The organism is Streptomyces sp. NPDC104367 (genome assembly GCF_055583825.1).
This window is the reverse complement of sequence record NZ_JBVJND010000026.1, coordinates 125,998-143,944: the sequence shown is the minus strand read 5'-3', so window position 1 is coordinate 143,944 and position 17,947 is coordinate 125,998. Positions and strand designations below refer to the sequence as shown.

Below are 17,947 nucleotides of genomic sequence, written 5' to 3'. Positions count from 1 at the left end.
CGCCAAGGAAAACCGCACACACCGCGACTGAACCAACCCCAGGGGGTCAATTCTGCGGGAGCGGAACGTGCTCAATTCTGCGGGAGCATTGACAGGAGGGAGTCGCCGCCGTCGACTGCGAGGCTCGCGGTGGTGACGGCGGCTTCCAACTCGCCGTTCAGTAGCTGACTCTGGGCAAGCACCATGCGGCAGAAACCAAGAGTGCGCGCGTACTTCGGGTCGGTGCTGTCCACTGCGCGCTGGGCCTGCTCGACGGCTTCGCGACGCATCTTGAGGTCCCGGAAGCAGTGGCAGAGTTCGCCCATGAGTTCCGCTTCATCGAAGTAGCTGAGCCATGCCGGGTCGTCGGCAGTGTGCGCGCGATCGAGATGGCGTTCTGCCTCCTTCATCGCGCGAGCCGCAGCGATGCCGTCGCCTGCGTTGGACAGAGCGCGGGCCTCCATCGCCGAACTCAAGGCCATGGCACGTGGAGTGGCCTGCCCCTTGGCGCCCTCAACGGCCGCACGGGCTAGCTGGATGGCCTGGGCGTGATTGCCAAGGTAGTTGGCCTGATGGCTGAGGTTGCCCAGGATGCGGGCGCCGAACATGCGGTCGTCAATGACCTGGGATAGGCGCAGGGTTGACGTCAGGTAGCGGTGGGCGAGCCGGTGGTTTCCGGCGTCGTAGGCGGTCCACGCCAGCAACTGGGACACTTCGGCGGCAGCGCCGAATAACGCGGTGCCCACCTTCTCGCTGTAGCTCACGCTCAGGAGCGGCAGCACCTCGTGCCGGAAGTAGTGACGTAGTGCCTTGTGGCCGTGCCCTCCGCCGTACTTGAAGTCGAGGGCCATGAATGTCCCGGCGGCATCCCTGATCGCTCGGACATCACGCATGCCCACTCGTTGGAGAGCTGGCCTGTCTGCCTGGATGCCGTCGGGGCGCGCGATCATCCATGTCAGGACGGCGGAGCTGAGGTCGGCCTCCGCGATGATCAGTTGGTTCGAAACGGGGGCGTCGGCGCGCTCCTGGGCGAGTCCGTCAAGCATCGACAGGACATCGGGAACGGAGCCGGGGTAGCCGATCGGCTCCGGCGTAGTGGGCCTGGTGTCGCCGAAGAATCCGAGATCGCCGACCGTGATGCGGCGGCCGAGCTTGGCCGTGAAGACATCCGCCATGATCGCTGCTGTCTGCGGCCTGATGCTTGAGCCGTTGCGCCAACGCTGTACGGAGACGTGAGTTGTCCCCAGCTCCATGCCTCGTCGGTCGGCCTCGTCTGTCATGCGCTTCGCAAGGCCCTTGTTCGAGATCTTGGCTTCGCTCATGACGGCGATCAACTGCGCGTTGGGCTCTCGGCTCATGCTCCCCTGCCAACCCGAGAATGACGGCGAGTGTTCATCTTGTCACAGCACTATCCGGCTGGGGGTTCATTCCTGAACCCCCTCGTGTTTGCAAGTGCTCAGATGAACCCCCTGGTGAACGCTCCCGCTCGCGTCGCCTGCGCCGTGTACTGACTTGCGTGAAGCAAGCGGAAACATGACAGCCGTTGGAGGGGCACTATGGACGCGGGGAAAGCCAAGCATGTGATGAGTGAGCTGGATGCTTACGCTCACTGGTTCGTGGCGCCGAATCCGTCCTCCGGCGGTCACTACATGACGGTGACGCTGTTCGCCGAGTTCGCCGACACGGGACGGATCGCGCGGGACACGGCGACGGTGTTCCTGCGGGGCGCGGTTTCGCGTGACCTCGTCTATGACGCCCGTCTCGTCGTCTCAGAGCTGGTCGGGAACGTGGTGAACCATGTGGTTCCGGACCGCCGTCGATCGAGTCCGGGTGCATGCCGACGCATTGACGTCATCTACAAGATGTTCCCCAAGTGGCTGTTCATCGGCGTCGAGGACGAGGACTCGACACCTCCGCTTCTGCCCATGGGCGACTCGCTCTTGCCTGAGCTGGTGGGGGAGCTGACAGAGGCGGTTCTGCCCGACAGCGGCCGTGGGCTGATGCTCGCTCAGCGGATGGCGGCGGCTGTGTGGTGGACGCCCAAAGAGGGCGGAGGCAAGACGGTCTGGTGTCGCTTCGACCTGGACGGCGGAGCTGAGGACAGCCCGTACTGATGATCTCCGGTCCGCTGCCCCCACATCACTCCCACGCGATCGGGAGTAGGCGGCGGACCGGAAACCGGCCGGAGTCCGACCACTCCGGCCAAGGGGCGCGGTCTCTGTAGGACTCGGGGCTCCCCTCCCGTAGGGGCCGCGCTTCACAACCTGATAAGGCCGGGCCACCCCGTCAGCCCTGGAAAGCGAAGGGTGGCCCGGCTGGGAACACGGCGGTTCCCGGTGCCTGATGGTACCGGGGCCGTCGTGCTGCGTTTCGGCCCTGGTTCAAGGAAGTTGACGATCCGTTATCTAGATCAGGGCAGAGGTGGGCAAGGTGACTGGCTTCGGTGAGGGTTGGCTGAGTGACGGTCTCGATATGCCGGGCGCGGACTTTGGGTTCTGGGCGCCGGGCGTCGACTACATCGCGGGATGGCGCGAGGCACGGGAGTCCGCCGATCGTTTGAACCGGGCGCTCCTGGGCGTGGGGTTCGAGTTGTCCGCCGTGAGGGCCGTCGCCTCGACGAACGAGGATGGGCAGGGGGTTGTGCGGCTGGCGGGCTGGCCTGGTGCGGCGGAGCGGCTCGCTCAGCTCCTGGAGGCGCGTGCTGATGGCGACGGTGGTGCATCGTGAGGGGTGTTTCCGCTGGTGAGCGGTGCGCGTGGGCACGTCGCCGGCGGCCGAGACTTTGGGCGGTAGCTGCCATGGGGCGAGTGAACAGGGGGCCTTACGCTCGCCAGCGGATCGGGCAGTCCTTGGACCTGCCCGCAAGAGCCCGATCGGCCCCCTGTTCTTCGAGGCTCGCCCCATGGGAGCTGCCTAAAGTCTCGGCCGTCGGCGACCCCCAGCCCCGTGGGCCCCGGCCCTCGTCGGCCGGTCGACGCCTCGGCTCCTTGGGCGTGCTGCGGTCGGGGGCGTCTGCCGACCGGACGGGACCGGCGGTCACGCCGCATGCCCGGCCGGGGCGGCCGGGCGCCCCGGCGCGCCGCAGGCGCGCCCTTGAGGAAGTGAAGGCTGTTTCGACCGATCCTCGATCGCATTTATGGGCGGGTGCGTCGTGCGGGCTGTTTGTCGGCGGTGATCCGGTAGGCGAGTTCGGCGCGGTCGGCACCGATGCGGAGTTCTTCGAGGATCAGGGGCCGGTCGTCGGTGTCGTGGGTGATGCGGGCAAGGTGCAGGATCGGGGTCGCGTCGGGGAGCTGGAGCGTGGTGCGCTCGTCGGGCAGGGGCATGCGGGCACGTACGGTCTCGGACCAGGTGAGTTTGTGGCCGTCCTCGGTGAGCTGCCGGTAGAGGGCACCCGACCGCTTGTATGGGTCCTCGGCGAGTGCCGGAACCATGTCGGCGACGGCGAACGGGATCAACGTCCGGTGCATCGCACGCGTGCCCGTACCGGGATCGAGAAGCAACCGGTCACAGCTGAACAGCGCTTCTTCCGCGCCGAGTTGGAGGAGTCGGCCGGTGGTCTTCGTGGTGTGGGTACGGTAGGTGCTGGGCTCTTCGGCTTCCTGCCAGACATCGCCGTTGGGCATGACGAACTTGCCGTCCGGCGTGCGGCTGATCCGGCGTTCGATCGTCATGGATGGCTGCCCGTCGGAGCGCACGAAGCTGCCCTTGCCATGCCGCACATCGATCAGCCCCTCCGCCCGCAGTGCCGCGATGGCGTTGCGGACGGTCGGGCGGGACACGGCGTAGCGGGTCATGAGCTGGGCTTCGGACGGAAGCAGGGAGTCGGGGACGAACTCGCCCGACAGGATCGCTTCGCGGATCGCGGCGGCCACCTGCTGGTAGAGGGCTCCGGGGCGCTGGATCTCCGACATGTAGGCATCTCCGGCGGGTCGGGGTCGTAGGCGCGTCGCACGCGCGACATCACTCGTCAGCATAAGTAGTTGCGCACTCGCCGTACAGAGCTCCATAGTCATCACTCGTAAGGACAAGTGACGTCAGGGTGAGTCTGACGTCTCGACTGGCCAGGGAGGCCGAAGAAATGCAGTCCATTCCCGTGGACACGGCGCGGCTGGGCGTACTGCGGTGCGCCATCGCGCCCGAAGCGAAGATCACCAATACCGAGACACAGGAGGTGAAGAGGGACCGGGACGGCAACCCGGTCTGGACCGTCGCGGTCACCGTGCGGCAGGACGGACGGCGGATCTCCGTCATCGAGATCGCCGTCAGCGGCCAGCCCAAGGGCATCGAGGAAGGGCAGATCGTCAAGGTCACCGGGCTGACCGCGTTCATGTGGTCGATGGGCGACCGGCACGGCGTCAGCTTCCGTGCTGACGCGATCACGGCCGTGCAGGGAACTGCGGTGCACGGCAAGGGCGGTGACGCGTGATGGAACCCATCGTGCTCGCGTTCGCTCTGGCCGTGCTGGCCTGGATGCTCGTGGTCGGTGACCTGGTCCGTCGGCATCGTCCGGTCTGGCACTGGTACCTGATCGGCTACCCGGTCACTGCCTTCCGCGTGGTGGCGACCTGGCGCAAGGTCGCGATGCTCAACGATCTGTCCGTGTCGCGGCGCCCGCCTCGGGGGCTCCTCGGGGACCTGGTCGTCAAGGGCGATCCGCTCAGGCCGGTCACGCCGCGGGCCTCGTTCCCCCGCGCCACTCGGCTGGGGCTGACCGTGACCGTGCGTCTGCATGCCGGACAGACCCCGGCGACGTACATGAAGGCGGCGGATGCGCTGGTGCACGCGTGGAAGGTCCACGCGGTCCGCGTCACCTCGCCCGAACGCGGACTCGTGCTCCTGACGGCGACGGCCACGGATCCGCTGGAGCGTCCCGGTTTAGCGACGGCTCCGATCGAACTGCTGTCGGCCCTGATCGGGGTTCTGGAGTCCGGCGGTGCCTGGGTGATGAACCTCAGGTTGGTGCCGCACTGGCTGATCGCCGGGGCCACCCGCTCGGGTAAGTCCACGCTGCTGGCTCGGCTGATCACGCAGTTGGCGACTCAGCCGGTTGCCCTGGTCGGGATCGACTGCAAGGGCGGCATGGAACTGGGCCTGTTCGCCGACCGGCTGAGCGCGCTGGCCACCTGCCGGAAAGAAGCGGTCACCGTGTTGTTCGCGCTGGCGGCCGACATGAGGGAGCGGATGAGCGCGTGCCGGTCGGCCGGCGTCCGCTCGATCTGGGAGCTCCCCGAAAAGCTGCGCCCGGTCCCGATCGTCGTGATCGTCGACGAGATCGCCGAACTGTATCTCTCGGACGGCACGAGAGAGAGCAAGGCGGAGGCGGAGCAGTGCTCCACGCTCCTGCTGCGCCTGGCCCAGCTTGGGGCCGCGCTCGGCCTGCACCTGGTCGTTGCTGGGCAACGTGTCGGCTCCGACCTCGGCCCCGGGGTCACCGCCCTGCGCGCGCAGCTCGGCGGTCGGATCTGCCACCGCGTCAACGACCCCGGCACGGCAGAGATGACCCTGGGCGACCTCAACAAGGACGCTGTGGCCGTTGCCCAGTCCATCACGGCAGAGGAACGCGGGGTGGCCGTGTGCACTGGCCCGGACGGCGGCTGGAGCCGCGCCCGCTCCCACCTCACCCCCACCGAAGAGGCCGTGTCGACGGCCCGGAAGCACAGCGCGCTGACCCCGCAACTACCCGGCCTGGTCCGCACTGTCGCGGTACTGGAAGGAGACGACAAGTGATCAGCGAAGGCACGGCCTACGGGTTCGCGGTGATCTTCGGGATCATCACCGTCCTCCTCGTCCGCTCCCGCGACGTCCGCCCCTGGGAAGCCGTCTGCGTCGGCCTCTTCGGCCTCTACCTCGGCCAGACCCCCGTGGGCCTCACGGTGCACGAACTCGTCACCTGGTTCATCAGCGGCTTCTCCCACAACTGAGCAGAGAAGGGATCACCGCCATGCCCATGCCTCGCGTGAGGTGCCCGTACTGCAAGGGCGACGGAGCCCGGAAGACCTGGACCGGACGGCTGCGCCGCTGCCGCATCTGCCGGGGCACCGGAACCATCCGCTGAACTCCACTCGCCCGACACCTGCAAGGGAGTGATCCCCATGACCCACGGCGCACCACCACCCAATCATCGTGCCGCTTCGGCGGCCCACCCCGGAAGGTCACCACCATCACCCCGGAGTACACCCCGGCTGACAGGCGCGCCGCCCTCGACCGCGCGGCGCGCCTGCGTCAGCTCCCCGAGACCGACCGCGACGCCATCCGCCTCGCCCAAGACCCGAACTTCCCCCGCTGGCTGGAGCAGATCACCGCCACCGGCGGATGCGCCCACCCCGTCCACCTCTCCGGCTCCACCACCACCCTGGACGGCACAACCGGCGAGATCCTCCACCACTACGACACCCGCACCGAACCGGGTGAACGGCTTCTGGTCCGCTGCCGCAACCGCCGCTCCACCGTCTGCCCGGCCTGCTCCCGCCTCCACGCCGGAGACACCTTCCACCTCGTCCGCGCGGGCCTGCTCGGCGGCAAGAACGTCCCCGCCACAGTCCGGCACCGGCCCCGGCTCTTCGTCACCCTGACGGCCCCGTCCTTCGGCCCGGTCCACCGGTCCGGGGAAGCGTGCCGTCCCCGCCGCGACGGTGGGACCTGCGAGCACGGGCGGCCCCTCGGCTGCGGCGCCGTACACGCCCCGGACGCCCCGGTGATCGGCCAGCCTCTGTGCGCCGACTGCTACGACTACACCGGCCACGTCCTGTGGCACGCGCACGCCTCCAAGCTGTGGGACCGGTTCGTCATCGACGTCCGGCGGCGCCTGGCCTCCTCGGTCGGCCTCGTACAGTCACGCTTCGCCGATCACGCCCGGCTGTCCTTCGCCCGCGTCGCCGAGTACCAGAAACGGGCGGCCGTCCACGTACACGTGGTCGTCCGCCTCGACGGTCCGGGCGGGGCTGACGATGAGCCCCCGGCCTGGGGCACTGCGGAGCTGCTCATCGAGGCGGTGCGCGTCTCCGCCCGGCGAGTCCTGGTCCACACCCCCTACAGCCTCGCCGTGGGTGAGCTGGCACTTCGCTGGGGTGCCCAGGTCGACGCCCGGCCCCTGCGTGCCAACGGCGACGGGCCCGATGATGACGCGGTCGCCGCGTACGTGGCCAAGTACGTCACCAAGGGAGCCAGCGAGACAGGCGCCGGCACTGACCACCCGGTCACTACCTGGGACGACATCGAGTCGGCACCCGTCAGTGGACACGTTCGCACCCTCATGCGGGCCTGCTGGCGCCTCGGCGGCCTCCCCGAGTACGCCCCGCTTCGCCTCCGGGACTGGACTCACACCCTCGGTTACCGGGGCCACATCCTCACCAAATCCCGCGCCTACTCCACCACCTACGCAGCGCTCCGTGCCGAACGCGCCCACCACATGGGCCACACCGAGACCCCCGAGACCCCCGAGACCCCCGAGACCGTCACCGAACGGCACTGGCGCTACGTCGGGTCTGGCCACACCCCCGGCGCCTCCCTCATCGCGGCAGGGGTCGCCGAAGACCTTGCAGAGTCCCGGCGGCTGGGCATGGAGGCGACAAAGGGGGAGTGGTGCCGATAAGCGTCCTGCCCCTGAGTGAACTGACGCAGCCTGCGGCCCCGTTACTGCCGCGGTACGGCCCCGAAAGGTCGACCAGTCTGATTGAGAGCGAGATCGTGATTGTCGATGACGACGGGACGGAAGAGCCGTTCGACCCGGCGTCGTGGTTCGAGTGAAGCAAGAGGCCGCCTCCCCATGCATCTCGGGAAGGCGGCCCTGTTCGTTGTGGCGGCTGAGCCGCGTCAGAAGACTTTCGCGAAGCCGTCTTCCTTGATGATCAGACGTTCTCGCACGTCCTTGGGGATCATGACCTTCATGTAGATGTGCGGAGCGCGGACGCCCTTCACCTTGGTACGCGTGATCTTGCACTTCACGCCGACCCGAAGCAGGTCCGCGCCCATGGCCTCCATCCCGCCCTCTTCCCAACGTTCCCGGAAGGTCTTGCCGTTGTGGACGTTCACCCAACGGTCTTGGGTCGTCTCGGGGTCGATCGCTTCAAGGTCGGCAATCAGCTTGTCCAAGGTCTTCTCGGCCTGTTCCTTGGTGAATCGTGTCTTGGCGAACCGGCCTCCGGGCTCCAACTCCTTCATGTAGTAGGCAATCGAGCCTTCTAGCCGCTCAACCTCCCTGCGCGCCTCGGCTCCCTTGGCGTACTCCCGTGTCTGAACCGGCTCGTCTCCGAGGACGGACAACACGTCGGTAACAAGCTGCTCGTAGACCCCCATGGGGTTGGGCGCACCGCGTCCACCGCTCTTGCATTCCTGACAACGGAGGTACGGGTAGACCCCGAAGTTGTTCCTGGTGACCCGTACGTACATGTTGGTGTCGCAGTCGGCGCAGATGAGCACACCGAGGAACCTGGTCGCTCCACTCGGCTGACGGGCTGGCTGCTTCTTCATCCGCTTGTCGAGTGCTGCACCGAGACTGTTGAACTCCTCCTCGGTGAAGACGGGTTCGGCGACCTTGATGGGCTTGGCGTCAGTGCCCAGGATCAGTTTCGATCGGCGCTGCCCCCCGTTCTTCAGTTCCTCCACCCGGTAGCCCAGGAGAGCGGGATTCCTGAGCCTGCGCAGCAGAGTGGCGACGGTGAGGCCGGGGCCGCACATCCCGGACCGAACGAGCACCATGACCATCCGCCTGGCGGACACTCCACGGATCGCCATACGGCGCGCCCAGTGCAGAGCGCGGTACGCCGTGGGGTCGTGGACCAGGACGACTTTCCCGTTCTCGTCCACGTCCGTCATGTAGCCGTAGGCGGGCTTGCCGATGAGCCAGTCTTGTTGGGTCTTCGCGTAGTCCCAGAGGCTGGCCACGCGGGTGCTGGTGTTCGCGGCCTCGATCTCCGCGATGCCGCCAATGATGGTGACCATGATCTTCCCGGCCGTGGTGGTCAGGTCGATGCTGTCGTTCTTGGAGATCAGGTTCTTCTCGTACTTCAGGCACCAGTCGATCATGGTGGCCAGGTCCGAGAGTCGACGTACGAACCGGTCGAGCTTCCAGAACATGAGCACGTCGAACTCGGGCACGCGGTTGTTGAGCCAGTCGCCGAGTTGCTTGCGCTTCCACGGCGGAACCTTCGTCGCGCTGACGTTCAGATCGCTGGCGACGCCGACGACTCGGCACCCCTTCTCCCTTGCCAGCATCCGGAGATCGAGTTCCTGGCGCACGGGCGACGTGGTGTCCTCCGTGAGCACGGAGAGCCGGACGGATAACAGCGCCCTCGGAGCGTCCTCGGGCAGCAATGCCTCTGCCCTCTTCAGCTCCTCCAGCAAGGCCAGATCGGTGGCGGTCCACTCTGCCTCGACGTCGTAGGCCCTCTGCTCGGCCGCGGTGCGGCTGCGTGATTGTTTCCCCATGTCAGGAAGGCTAGAGCTGGTTTTGCACCTGTGTCCATATGCCCGCAGATGGACACGGCCATACAAATCGGCCCGACCGGCAAGAAGCTGCTGCCGCTGACGGTCAAGAACGCGGCGCCGGCGCCGAGTGGACACGCTCACTGAGGTGAGCGGGCCCGCGGAGCGCATCGCGGATGTGCCGGCGGGGGCCGGCGGGTTCGTGGGAGGGGGAGCAGGGGCCGGGGCCCCTGCTCCCGGGCGGGGCTACCAGGTCACCGGCAGTTCCAGGGGGAAGCGCCTGATCGTCTTCGTGTCCCAGCGGACCTCTTCCGGTGGGACCGCGAGCCGCAGGCCGGGGAACCTCTCCACGAGACGGCCGACGGCCACTTCGAGTTCGGCCATGGCCAGAGGCATTGCGATGCACCGGTGTCCGCCCCAGCCGAAGGTCATGTGCGGGGCGCTGGGACGGTCCAGATCGATGGCGTCGGGGGCCGGGTAGCGCTCGGGGTCACGGTTGGCCGTCAGGTACGACACGTGCACGAAGTCGCCCGCCCTGATCCGCGCGCCGTCCAGCTCCACGTCCGCCAGGGCCACGCGCGGGATTCCGACGCCCTTGCGGAACGGGATGCAGCGGAGCAGTTCGTGCACGACGTCGGTCAGGCTCCCGGGCCGTTCCCGCAGGTGCCGCATCAGCTCGGGGCGGGTCAGCAGCAGGTACACGATGTTGCTGATCTGGCAGGTCGCCGTGTCCTGGCCGCTGAGCGCCAGCGTCAGCGCCATGACCGCCAGCTCCTTGTCGTCGAGCTGTTCCTCGCCCTCCCGCGCGTCGGCCATCGCGCTGATGAGGTCGGGGCCGGGTGCGTTCCGGCGCTGTGCGACGAGCCCGGCGAAGTAGTCCGTCAGCTCGGCCTTGGCGGCCGCGGCGGCCTCCTTGCTGCCGGCGCCGACGACGAGCAGCCGGTGCACGGACTCCTCGATCCGGGGCCATTCCCCGCGCGCGATGCCGAGGAGGTCCAGGACGGCGTGCTGGGGGAGCCGGTCGGAGAGGTGCCGGACGACGTCCGCCGGGGGACCCTCCGCCTCCATCTCGTCCAGCAGGCGGTCCGCGAGCAGGACGATCCGGTGCCGCATCCCGTCGACTTGCTGCTGGGTGAAGGCCTGCGAGGCGAGGTGGCGGACGCGGCTGCTGTGCGGCGGGTCCATCACGTTGACCGATTCCGGCGAGACGATGGGCTCCGGCGTCATCCGGGGGTAGTCGTGACCGATGATGCCCGCCCTGCTGAACCGGGGGTCGGTGGTCACCTGCTTGACGGATTCGAAGCCGGTGATCAGCCACGCGTCGGCGGTGCCGAAGGGAAGCCGGATGCGGGCGGGCGAGCGGCGCCGCATCAGGTCCGCGAGCGCGGGGTCGAAGTCCAGCGCTTCGCTGAAGTCGAACGGGCAGGTGACGGTCTCGTGGTCGGCGGGCATCGGCCGGCTCCTCCGGGCATCGGTACGACCTTGGTGACGTCCACGGCCCGGTGCACGGCCCCGGCGGGCCCGACGGCGCCGCCGGCGGCCCAGTGGCCGACGAAGGACAGGCGTGGTTCGTCGGTGACGTTGTGGTGGTGCGCTTCGACGAGTCCGAGACGAGTCCGACCCCGCCGCGTCGCAGCGCCGTGAGAACGGGCCGCACCCGGTCCGCGATCATGACCGGGCCGCCCCATGCAAGCACGCCGGACCGCGCCGACCGCTGACCGGCACAGACCCACCCGGCCAGGTGGGCTAACCCCGGCTGCCGGCGCCCGCAGCCGGCAGCGGCCGTCGGCGCGCCGCGGCCCCGGACGCGTGCACGGCGTGCAGGGCGCGCCCGGCGGCCTGCCGGTTCTCACTGGCCGGTACCCGCCCACCTGCTGTGATGTGCCCCACCCACCCTTGTCCGGAGCCACCCCGCATACCTAAATTCGGTCATATGTCCACTCAAGACCCCGCCCCCCTTCCCACCGAGCCGGTCGCCTTCTCCGTCGATCTCACCGGGCACGAGATGACCCGACGGGCCCATGTGATGGACGCGCTCGGGGACGGCTGGGACCCCGTCGAGGTGATGCGGGGCGAGCAGGAGGCGTACGACCTGCTGTACTCCGGGCTCGACCCGGAGCAGCAGCGCGTCTACGACTCGCTCGTCGCCGCCGGCGTGCTGCCCCGGCGGGGCTGACCTCCAAAGCGGCCCGTGCGCCGTGCGCGTGTGCCGGGGCCGACCTGCCGGTGCGGTCGTTGCGTCCGCGGCGGGGGACGGCGACCGTTGGCCGGGTGATGCTCGTTCCCGGGTGGCTGTGGCGGCGGGGCGCGGTGAGCCGGGCCGTGGCCGCGGGTCTCGGCGCCGGTGCCTTCTTCGGGGCCTTCGTGCTCGTCGAGTCGGGGACCTGGGCGGCCGCCGCGGTCGTGTTCGCCGTACTCGGCCCGCTGTACGGGATCCGGGCGGCCCGCCGGACGGACCGGCTCTGGCCCGGGGCCGGGGAACTGTCCGGCACCGATCGCGCCGTCGTCGTCCGAGCCACCCGGCGCGGCACGGCCGTCGGCGACCCCCGGCTCGCGCCCGCCGTCCTCGCCCACGCCGACGCCCTGCGCCGCGCCGCCGAGGAGGACCGGCCGCGCCGCTGGGCCGTCCCGCTCGTCACCGTCCTCGCGGTCGTCCTCGCCGGGTACGACACCCTCAGCGGCTCGGCCGGCGAGGCCGCCGCCTCGTGGCTGGTGGTCCTGCTCCTCCTCGCCGACCTGCTGTGGTGGCCCCGGTACCGGGCCGGCCTGCTGGCCCGCGCCGGACGCGCGGCCGCGGTGGCCCGCCGGGACGCCCCCGGCGCCGGCACCCCGTCCTGACCCGAACCACCCGTCAGGGGTGAGGCCCGCTCCCGCACCCGGCCGCATGCTGCTGGGAAGGTGCGGCCGGCTGCCGCCCACACGCTGCCGGCGGCCGCAGGGGCCGCGCGGCGGAAAGGGCGGGCGGGTCATGGGCGATGACAGGGCCGAGCGCATAGCGGAGTTCATCGAGCCGCTGCGGGTCGAACCGGGCAGCAAGATACGGCTGGCCAGGGACTTCGACCCCGGTTACAAGGCCGGCATCCGCAAGAAGAAGGACGGCGTCGAACTGCTCCGCAGCGGTATCGAACTGCTCGCCGACTACCAGCGGCGGCTGGCCGCCCAGGACACCTACGGCGTGCTGTTCTGCCTCCAGGCACTGGACGCCGGCGGCAAGGACGGCACGATCCGGCACGTCATGAGCGGCGTCAACCCGCAGGGCGTGCGCGTGGCCGGCTTCAAGGTCCCCTCCAGCGAGGAACTCGACCACGACTACCTGTGGCGCTACTCCCGCAACCTGCCCGCCCGCGGCGAGATCGGCATCTTCAACCGCTCCCACTACGAGGAAGTGCTCGTGGTGCGCGTGCACCCGGAGAACCTGCGCCGCCAGAAGCTGCCCGACGCGGCCCGCGGCCCCGACGTCTGGAAGCGCCGCTACCGCGAGATCAACGACTGGGAACGCTATCTGACCGACAACGGATTCAGGATCGTGAAAATCTTCCTGAACCTGTCGAAGGAGGAACAGCGCACGCGTTTCCTCAAGCGCATCGACGTACCCGAGCGGAACTGGAAGTTCTCCTCCGCCGATGTGCGCGAGCGGGCCTACTGGGACGACTACCAGCGCGCGTTCTCGCAGATGATCTCCGCGACCAGCACCGCGTGGGCGCCCTGGTACGTCGTCCCCGCCGATCACAAGTGGTTCGCCCGGGTCTGCGCGGCCGCCGTACTGGCGCACACCCTCATCGACATCGACCCCCGCTACCCGCACGTCAGCGACGAGACCCGCCGTGAACTGGCCGAGGTCAAACGGGACCTGGAGGCCGAGGCCCCCGAGGGCGCGGCGGCCGACCCCTACGCGGCGGAGACCGGACCGGCGCCGCGGCAGCGGAAGAAGAACAAGAACAAAAACAAAAACGAGAACAAGAACAACAGGAACGACAGGCATGGCTGACCAAGGGTGTGAGGGAACGGAGGCACCTTCATGACCGCGCAGACAGACGCCTCGCAGGAACCGGCGGCCGACGCCCGCACGTGGTACGCCCGTCCGGCGCAGGAGGTGGCCGCCGCGTTCGACGTGGACCCCGCCGCCGGACTGTCCGCCGACCGGGCCGCGGAACTGCTGCGTACGCACGGCCCCAACGCACTGCCCGAGGAGAAGCCGCTGCCCGGCTGGCGCCGTTATCTCGCCCAGTACCGCAGCTACATGCAGATCGTCCTCGTCTGCGCCGCCGTCGTCTCGCTCGCCATCAGGGAGTGGAGCACCGGCGTCCTGCTGCTCGTCCTGACCGTCGTCAACGCGGTCGTCGGGATGCGCCAGGAGGGCAAGGCGGACAGCGCCATGAACGCGCTGAAGTCGATGATGAAGGCGACCGCCCGGGTGCGCAGGGACGGCACCGAGTCGAAGATCCCCGCCGAACAGGTCGTACCCGGTGACGTGGTGCTGCTCGCCGCGGGCGACGAGGTGCCGGCGGACGGCCGTATCGTCGCCGCCAACGCGCTCCAGATCGACGAGTCGGCGCTGACCGGCGAGAGCGTGCCGGCCGCGAAGGAGGCGGGCACGGTCACCGGAACCGACCTGCCGCCCGGCGAACGCCACAACATGGCGTTCATGAACACCCCCGTCACCCACGGCAGCGGCATCGTGGTGGTCACCGCCACCGGCGTGGACACCGAACTCGGCCGGATCTCGGGCATGCTGTCGAGCACGCCGAGGGAGGCCTCGCCGCTTACCCGGGAGATGGACCGGCTCACCCTGTGGATCACGGCCACCGCCGGGGTCACGATGATCCTGATGTTCGTGCTCGGCCGCAGCCGCGGCACGGCGTGGGACGCGCTGTTCATCAGCGCCGTCTCACTGGCCATCGCCGCCATCCCCGAGGCCCTGCCCACCGTGTCCCAGACGATCCTGTCCATCGGCGCCATCGACCTGTCCCGGCGTCAGGCGATCGTCAAGGACCTGCCGTCGGTGGAGGCGCTGGGGTTCACCTCGGCGATCAACTCCGACAAGACCGGCACCCTCACCATGAACCAGATGACCGCCGTCGAGGTCATCGACCCCGGTGACCGCTACACCGTCTCCGGCACCGGCTACGGCCTGGAAGGACGCATCCAGCACCCCGTGGGCGGCTCCCCGGACATGACGGACGCGATCCTGCCCTACCTGGTCGCCAACGACGCCCGGCTGGTGGACGGCAGGGTCGTCGGCGACCCCACCGAGGGCGCCCTGCTGGTCCTCGGCCACAAGGCCGGCCTGGACGTCGACGCCACCCGGGAGCGGCTGCCCCGGCTGGCCGTCCTGCCCTTCGACCCCGCCTACAAACTGATGGCCACCTTCAACCGGGCCACCGACGAGAGCGGCCGCCCCGTCGTGCGCTGCTTCGTGAAGGGCGCCGCGCCCGCCATGATGGAACGGGCCGCCACCGCACTGCGCCAGGGCACCTCCGTCCCCTGGGACGACACGCTGCGCCGACGCGCCCAGGAACACGTCGAGCGGATGGGCGGCGAGGGCCTCAGGGTGATGGCCGCCGCCCGCCGCGACCTCGACCCGGCGGCCTTCGACCCGGACGGCGACCTGCTCGGCTACGTCACCGACCTCCAGATGACCAGTCTGGTCGGGATGGTCGACCCGCCCCGCGCCGAGTCCAGGGACGCCGTCGCCGCCGCCCAGGCCGCGCACATCAGGGTCCGCATGGTCACCGGCGACGACGTCGTCACCGGCGCCGCCATCGCCCGCCGGCTCGGCATCGAGGGCGAGGCCATGCTCGGCGCGGACTTCGCCGCCCTGCCGGAGAGCGAACGGCTGGCCCGGATCGACGGCATCGGCGTCGTCGGCCGCGTCGCCCCCGAGCACAAGGTGCTGCTCGCCGAGACCCTCAAGAAGAAGGACCGGGTCGTCGCCATGACCGGCGACGGCGTCAACGACGCCCCCGCCATCAAGGCGGCCGACGTCGGCATCGCCATGGGATCGGGCACCGAGGTCGCCAAGAACGCGAGCCGGCTGGTGCTCGCCGACGACAATTTCGCGACGATCGTCTATGCCGTCGAACAGGGCCGCAAGATCTACGACAACCTCACCAAGTACATCCGGTTCGTGCTCGTCCTGCTCGTGGTGTTCGTGCTGACGTTCCTCGGCGCGACCCTCTTCGACATCGCCGCCGGGGAGCCCTTCACCCCCGCACAGGTGCTGTGGATCCACTTCTTCGTCAACGCGGCCTTCGGCTTCGCGCTCGGCTTCGACCGGCAGAGCCCCGGTCTGATGGCCCGCCGGCCCCGCCCGCGCGGCGCCCATGTGCTCTCCCGGGGCGTGATGCTCACCGTCGGCCTGTCCGGCCTCGCCATCACCGTCGGCCTGCTCTGCCTGATCGAACTCGGCACCTCCCGCTACGGCAGCGTCGGCATCGGCCAGTCGATGGCGTTCACGTCGTTCGCGCTCTGCCTGATCGTGGCCGCCCTGGAGTGCCGCAGCGAACGCGACACCGTGCTGACCACCGCCAGCTTCGACAGCAAGCAGATGAACCGGGCCATGCTCGGCGAGTTCGTCCTCGCCGTACTGGTCACGCAGATGGACGTGTTCCGCAGGCTGCTCGGCACGACCGAGCTGAACCTGGCCCAGTTCGCCTGGACGCTGGTCCCCGCGCTCGCGCTGCTCCTGCTGTGGGAGCTCGGCAAGTTCCTCGCCCGCTGGAACGGCAGGCCCGTCGCGCGGACCTGACGCGCGCCGCGGGCAGAGGGGCGGCCACCGATGACGAGCGGTCACCTTGCCGCGCTGGGGCTACGGGCGGCCCGCGCCGCCCGGTCCGTCCCCGGGGTGCGCGCCGTGTCGACCTACCGCCGCGCGTGGCTGGCCAAGGACCTGGTCGCCGGCGTCGTCCTGACCACGCTCCTCGTCCCGCAGGGCATGGCCTACGCCGAACTCGCGGGCCTGCCGCCGATCACCGGCCTCTACACGAGCGTCCTGTGCCTGCTCGGCTACGCGGTGTTCGGCCCCTCCCGGATCCTCGTCCTCGGCCCCGACTCCTCGCTCGGCCCGATGATCGCCGCGACCGTGCTGCCGCTCGCCGGAGCGGGCGGCGACCCGGCCCGCGCGGTCGCCCTCGGCTCGATGCTCGCGCTGATGGTGGCCGTCGTGATGATCCTCGCCTCGGTCGCCAGGCTCGGCTTCGTCGCCGACCTGCTCTCCAAGCCCACCACCATCGGCTACATGAACGGCCTGGCGCTGACCATCCTGGTCGGCCAGCTGCCCAAGCTGCTCGGCTTCCAGGTGGAGGCGGACAGCCTGCTGGGGGAGTGCGTGGGCCTGGTCGAACAACTGGCCGCGGGCGCGGTGGTGCCGGCCGCGGCGGCCGTGGGCATCGGCGGGATCGCGGTGATCCTGCTGCTCCAGCGGCTGCTGCCGAAGGTCCCCGCGGTCCTGGTCATGGTGGTCCTGGCGATCGCCGCCGGGCCCTCCTCGACCTCGGCGCGCACGGGGTCGGCCTGGTGGGCGTGCTCCCGCAGGGCTTTCCGCCGCTCACCCTCCCCGACGTCCGGCCCGGCGACCTGGCCCCGCTGGCGGGCGGCGCCCTCGGCATCGCCCTGGTGTCGCTGGCCGACACGATCTCCAACGCGTCCGCGTTCGCCGCCCGCACCGGCCAGGAGGTCCGCGGCAACCAGGAGATGGCCGGCATCGGCGCCGCCAACCTGGCCGCCGGTCTCTTCCAGGGCTTCCCGGTCAGCACCAGCGGTTCACGCACCGCCGTCGCCGAGCGGGCCGGCGCCAGGAGCCAGCTGACGGGCGTGGTGGGCGCCGTACTGATCACCCTGATGCTGGTGCTGCTGCCCGGTCTCTTCCGCGACCTTCCGCAGCCCGCGCTGGCCGCCGTCGTCATCACCGCGTCGCTGTCCCTGGCCGACGTGCCCGCAGTGGTACGGCTGTGGCGGCAGCGGCGCGCCGAGTTCCTGCTGTGCACGGCCGCGTTCGCCGGGGTCGCGCTGCTGGGCGTGCTGCCGGGCATCGCGCTCGCCGTCGCCCTGTCGGTGCTGGACGTCTTCCGGCGGGCCTGGTGGCCGTACGAGACCGTGCTGGGCCGGGTGCCGGGACTGGAGGGGCTGCACGACGTGCGGTCCTACCCGCACGCGGAACGGCTGCCCGGGCTGGTCGTCTACCGGTTCGCCGCGCCGCTGTTCTTCGCCAACGCCCGCACCTTCCGCGACGGCGTGCTGCGGCTGGCCCGGGCCGAGCCGCGGCCGGCCTGGATCGTGATCGCGGCGGAGTCGGTCACCGACGTCGACACCACCGCCTCCGACGTCCTCGAAGAACTCGACGCGGACCTCAACGCCGAGGGCGTGCACCTGGTGTTCGCCGAGCTCAAGGACCCCGTCCGGCGCAAGATCGAACGCTACGGACTGACCCGGACCGTCGACCCCGGCCACTTCTTCCCCACCCTGGACGCTGCCGTCGCCGCCTTCCGGCAGCGGACCGGCGCGCACTGGACGCCTCCACCGGCCCCGTGAAAGACCGTCGCCG

At 69.8% G+C, this 17,947-nt stretch carries 14 protein-coding genes and 1 pseudogene; 11 read left to right on the top strand and 4 right to left on the bottom strand.

Features of this window, described 5'->3' with window-relative positions:
• Nucleotides 1-71 precede the first annotated feature (71 nt).
• Nucleotides 72-1,337 carry a sporulation protein gene (locus tag ACZ619_RS32775; RefSeq protein ID WP_469606673.1) on the bottom strand — a complete coding sequence of 422 codons (1,266 nt, stop codon included), beginning with the start codon at nucleotides 1,335-1,337 and terminating at the stop codon, nucleotides 72-74.
• 198 nt (nucleotides 1,338-1,535) lie between these two features.
• Here ACZ619_RS32775 and ACZ619_RS32770 point away from each other — a divergent pair, with 198 nt between their 5' ends.
• Nucleotides 1,536-2,093, top strand: coding sequence for an ATP-binding protein (locus tag ACZ619_RS32770; RefSeq protein ID WP_469606671.1), 558 nt, complete (start codon nucleotides 1,536-1,538; stop codon nucleotides 2,091-2,093).
• A 316-nt stretch (nucleotides 2,094-2,409) separates the two neighbouring features.
• On the top strand, nucleotides 2,410-2,706 hold the full coding sequence (locus ACZ619_RS32765) for a hypothetical protein (protein WP_469606669.1): 297 nt from the start codon (nucleotides 2,410-2,412) through the stop codon (nucleotides 2,704-2,706).
• A gap of 407 nt (nucleotides 2,707-3,113) precedes the next feature.
• On the opposite strand, the gene ACZ619_RS32760 is transcribed toward ACZ619_RS32765, so the two are convergent.
• Nucleotides 3,114-3,893, bottom strand: a complete 780-nt coding sequence (locus ACZ619_RS32760) for a GntR family transcriptional regulator (protein ID WP_469606666.1) — start codon at nucleotides 3,891-3,893, stop codon at nucleotides 3,114-3,116.
• Between the two features lie 167 nt (nucleotides 3,894-4,060).
• Between ACZ619_RS32760 and ACZ619_RS32755 the strand changes: the two genes are divergently transcribed.
• The 4 genes from ACZ619_RS32755 to ACZ619_RS32740 all read left to right on the top strand — a co-directional run bounded on the left by ACZ619_RS32755 (nucleotide 4,061) and on the right by ACZ619_RS32740 (nucleotide 7,573).
• Complete coding sequence (locus ACZ619_RS32755) at nucleotides 4,061-4,408, top strand: SCO3933 family regulatory protein (protein ID WP_469606663.1); 348 nt, start codon at nucleotides 4,061-4,063, stop codon at nucleotides 4,406-4,408.
• A complete protein-coding gene (locus ACZ619_RS32750) occupies nucleotides 4,408-5,709 on the top strand; it encodes an FtsK/SpoIIIE domain-containing protein (RefSeq protein ID WP_469606661.1) in 1,302 nt (433 codons plus the stop codon). Before ACZ619_RS32755 ends, ACZ619_RS32750 begins: the two co-directional genes overlap by 1 nt.
• Nucleotides 5,706-5,903, top strand: coding sequence for a hypothetical protein (locus ACZ619_RS32745; RefSeq protein WP_403442942.1), 198 nt, complete (start codon nucleotides 5,706-5,708; stop codon nucleotides 5,901-5,903). The genes ACZ619_RS32750 and ACZ619_RS32745 overlap by 4 nt, the downstream gene beginning before the upstream one ends.
• A 296-nt stretch (nucleotides 5,904-6,199) precedes the next feature.
• Nucleotides 6,200-7,573, top strand: coding sequence for a replication initiator (locus ACZ619_RS32740; protein WP_469606684.1), 1,374 nt, complete (start codon nucleotides 6,200-6,202; stop codon nucleotides 7,571-7,573).
• Nucleotides 7,574-7,794: 221 nt separating this feature from the next.
• Here ACZ619_RS32740 and ACZ619_RS32735 read toward each other — a convergent pair whose 3' ends face one another.
• A complete protein-coding gene (locus ACZ619_RS32735) occupies nucleotides 7,795-9,408 on the bottom strand; it encodes a recombinase family protein (protein ID WP_469606658.1) in 1,614 nt (537 codons plus the stop codon).
• 243 nt (nucleotides 9,409-9,651) lie between these two features.
• Nucleotides 9,652-10,857 (bottom strand): cytochrome P450, encoded by a 1,206-nt coding sequence (locus ACZ619_RS32730; protein WP_469606655.1) that lies wholly within the window; start codon nucleotides 10,855-10,857, stop codon nucleotides 9,652-9,654.
• Between the two features lie 481 nt (nucleotides 10,858-11,338).
• Here ACZ619_RS32730 and ACZ619_RS32725 point away from each other — a divergent pair, with 481 nt between their 5' ends.
• From ACZ619_RS32725 to ACZ619_RS32705, 5 genes and pseudogenes are all read left to right on the top strand, one after another.
• Nucleotides 11,339-11,581 carry a DUF6400 family protein gene (locus ACZ619_RS32725; protein ID WP_469606653.1) on the top strand — a complete coding sequence of 81 codons (243 nt, stop codon included), beginning with the start codon at nucleotides 11,339-11,341 and terminating at the stop codon, nucleotides 11,579-11,581.
• Nucleotides 11,582-11,676: 95 nt separating this feature from the next.
• Entirely contained in the window at nucleotides 11,677-12,243 is a 567-nt protein-coding gene (locus ACZ619_RS32720) for a hypothetical protein (protein ID WP_469606651.1), read from the top strand.
• Nucleotides 12,244-12,373: 130 nt separating this feature from the next.
• On the top strand, nucleotides 12,374-13,393 hold the full coding sequence (locus tag ACZ619_RS32715) for a polyphosphate kinase 2 family protein (RefSeq protein ID WP_469606649.1): 1,020 nt from the start codon (nucleotides 12,374-12,376) through the stop codon (nucleotides 13,391-13,393).
• Between the two features lie 30 nt (nucleotides 13,394-13,423).
• Nucleotides 13,424-16,153, top strand: a complete 2,730-nt coding sequence (locus ACZ619_RS32710; protein WP_469606646.1) for a cation-translocating P-type ATPase — start codon at nucleotides 13,424-13,426, stop codon at nucleotides 16,151-16,153.
• Nucleotides 16,154-16,183: 30 nt separating this feature from the next.
• A pseudogene (locus ACZ619_RS32705) lies at nucleotides 16,184-17,934 on the top strand (SulP family inorganic anion transporter).
• The last annotated feature ends 13 nt before the right edge of the window (nucleotides 17,935-17,947 follow it).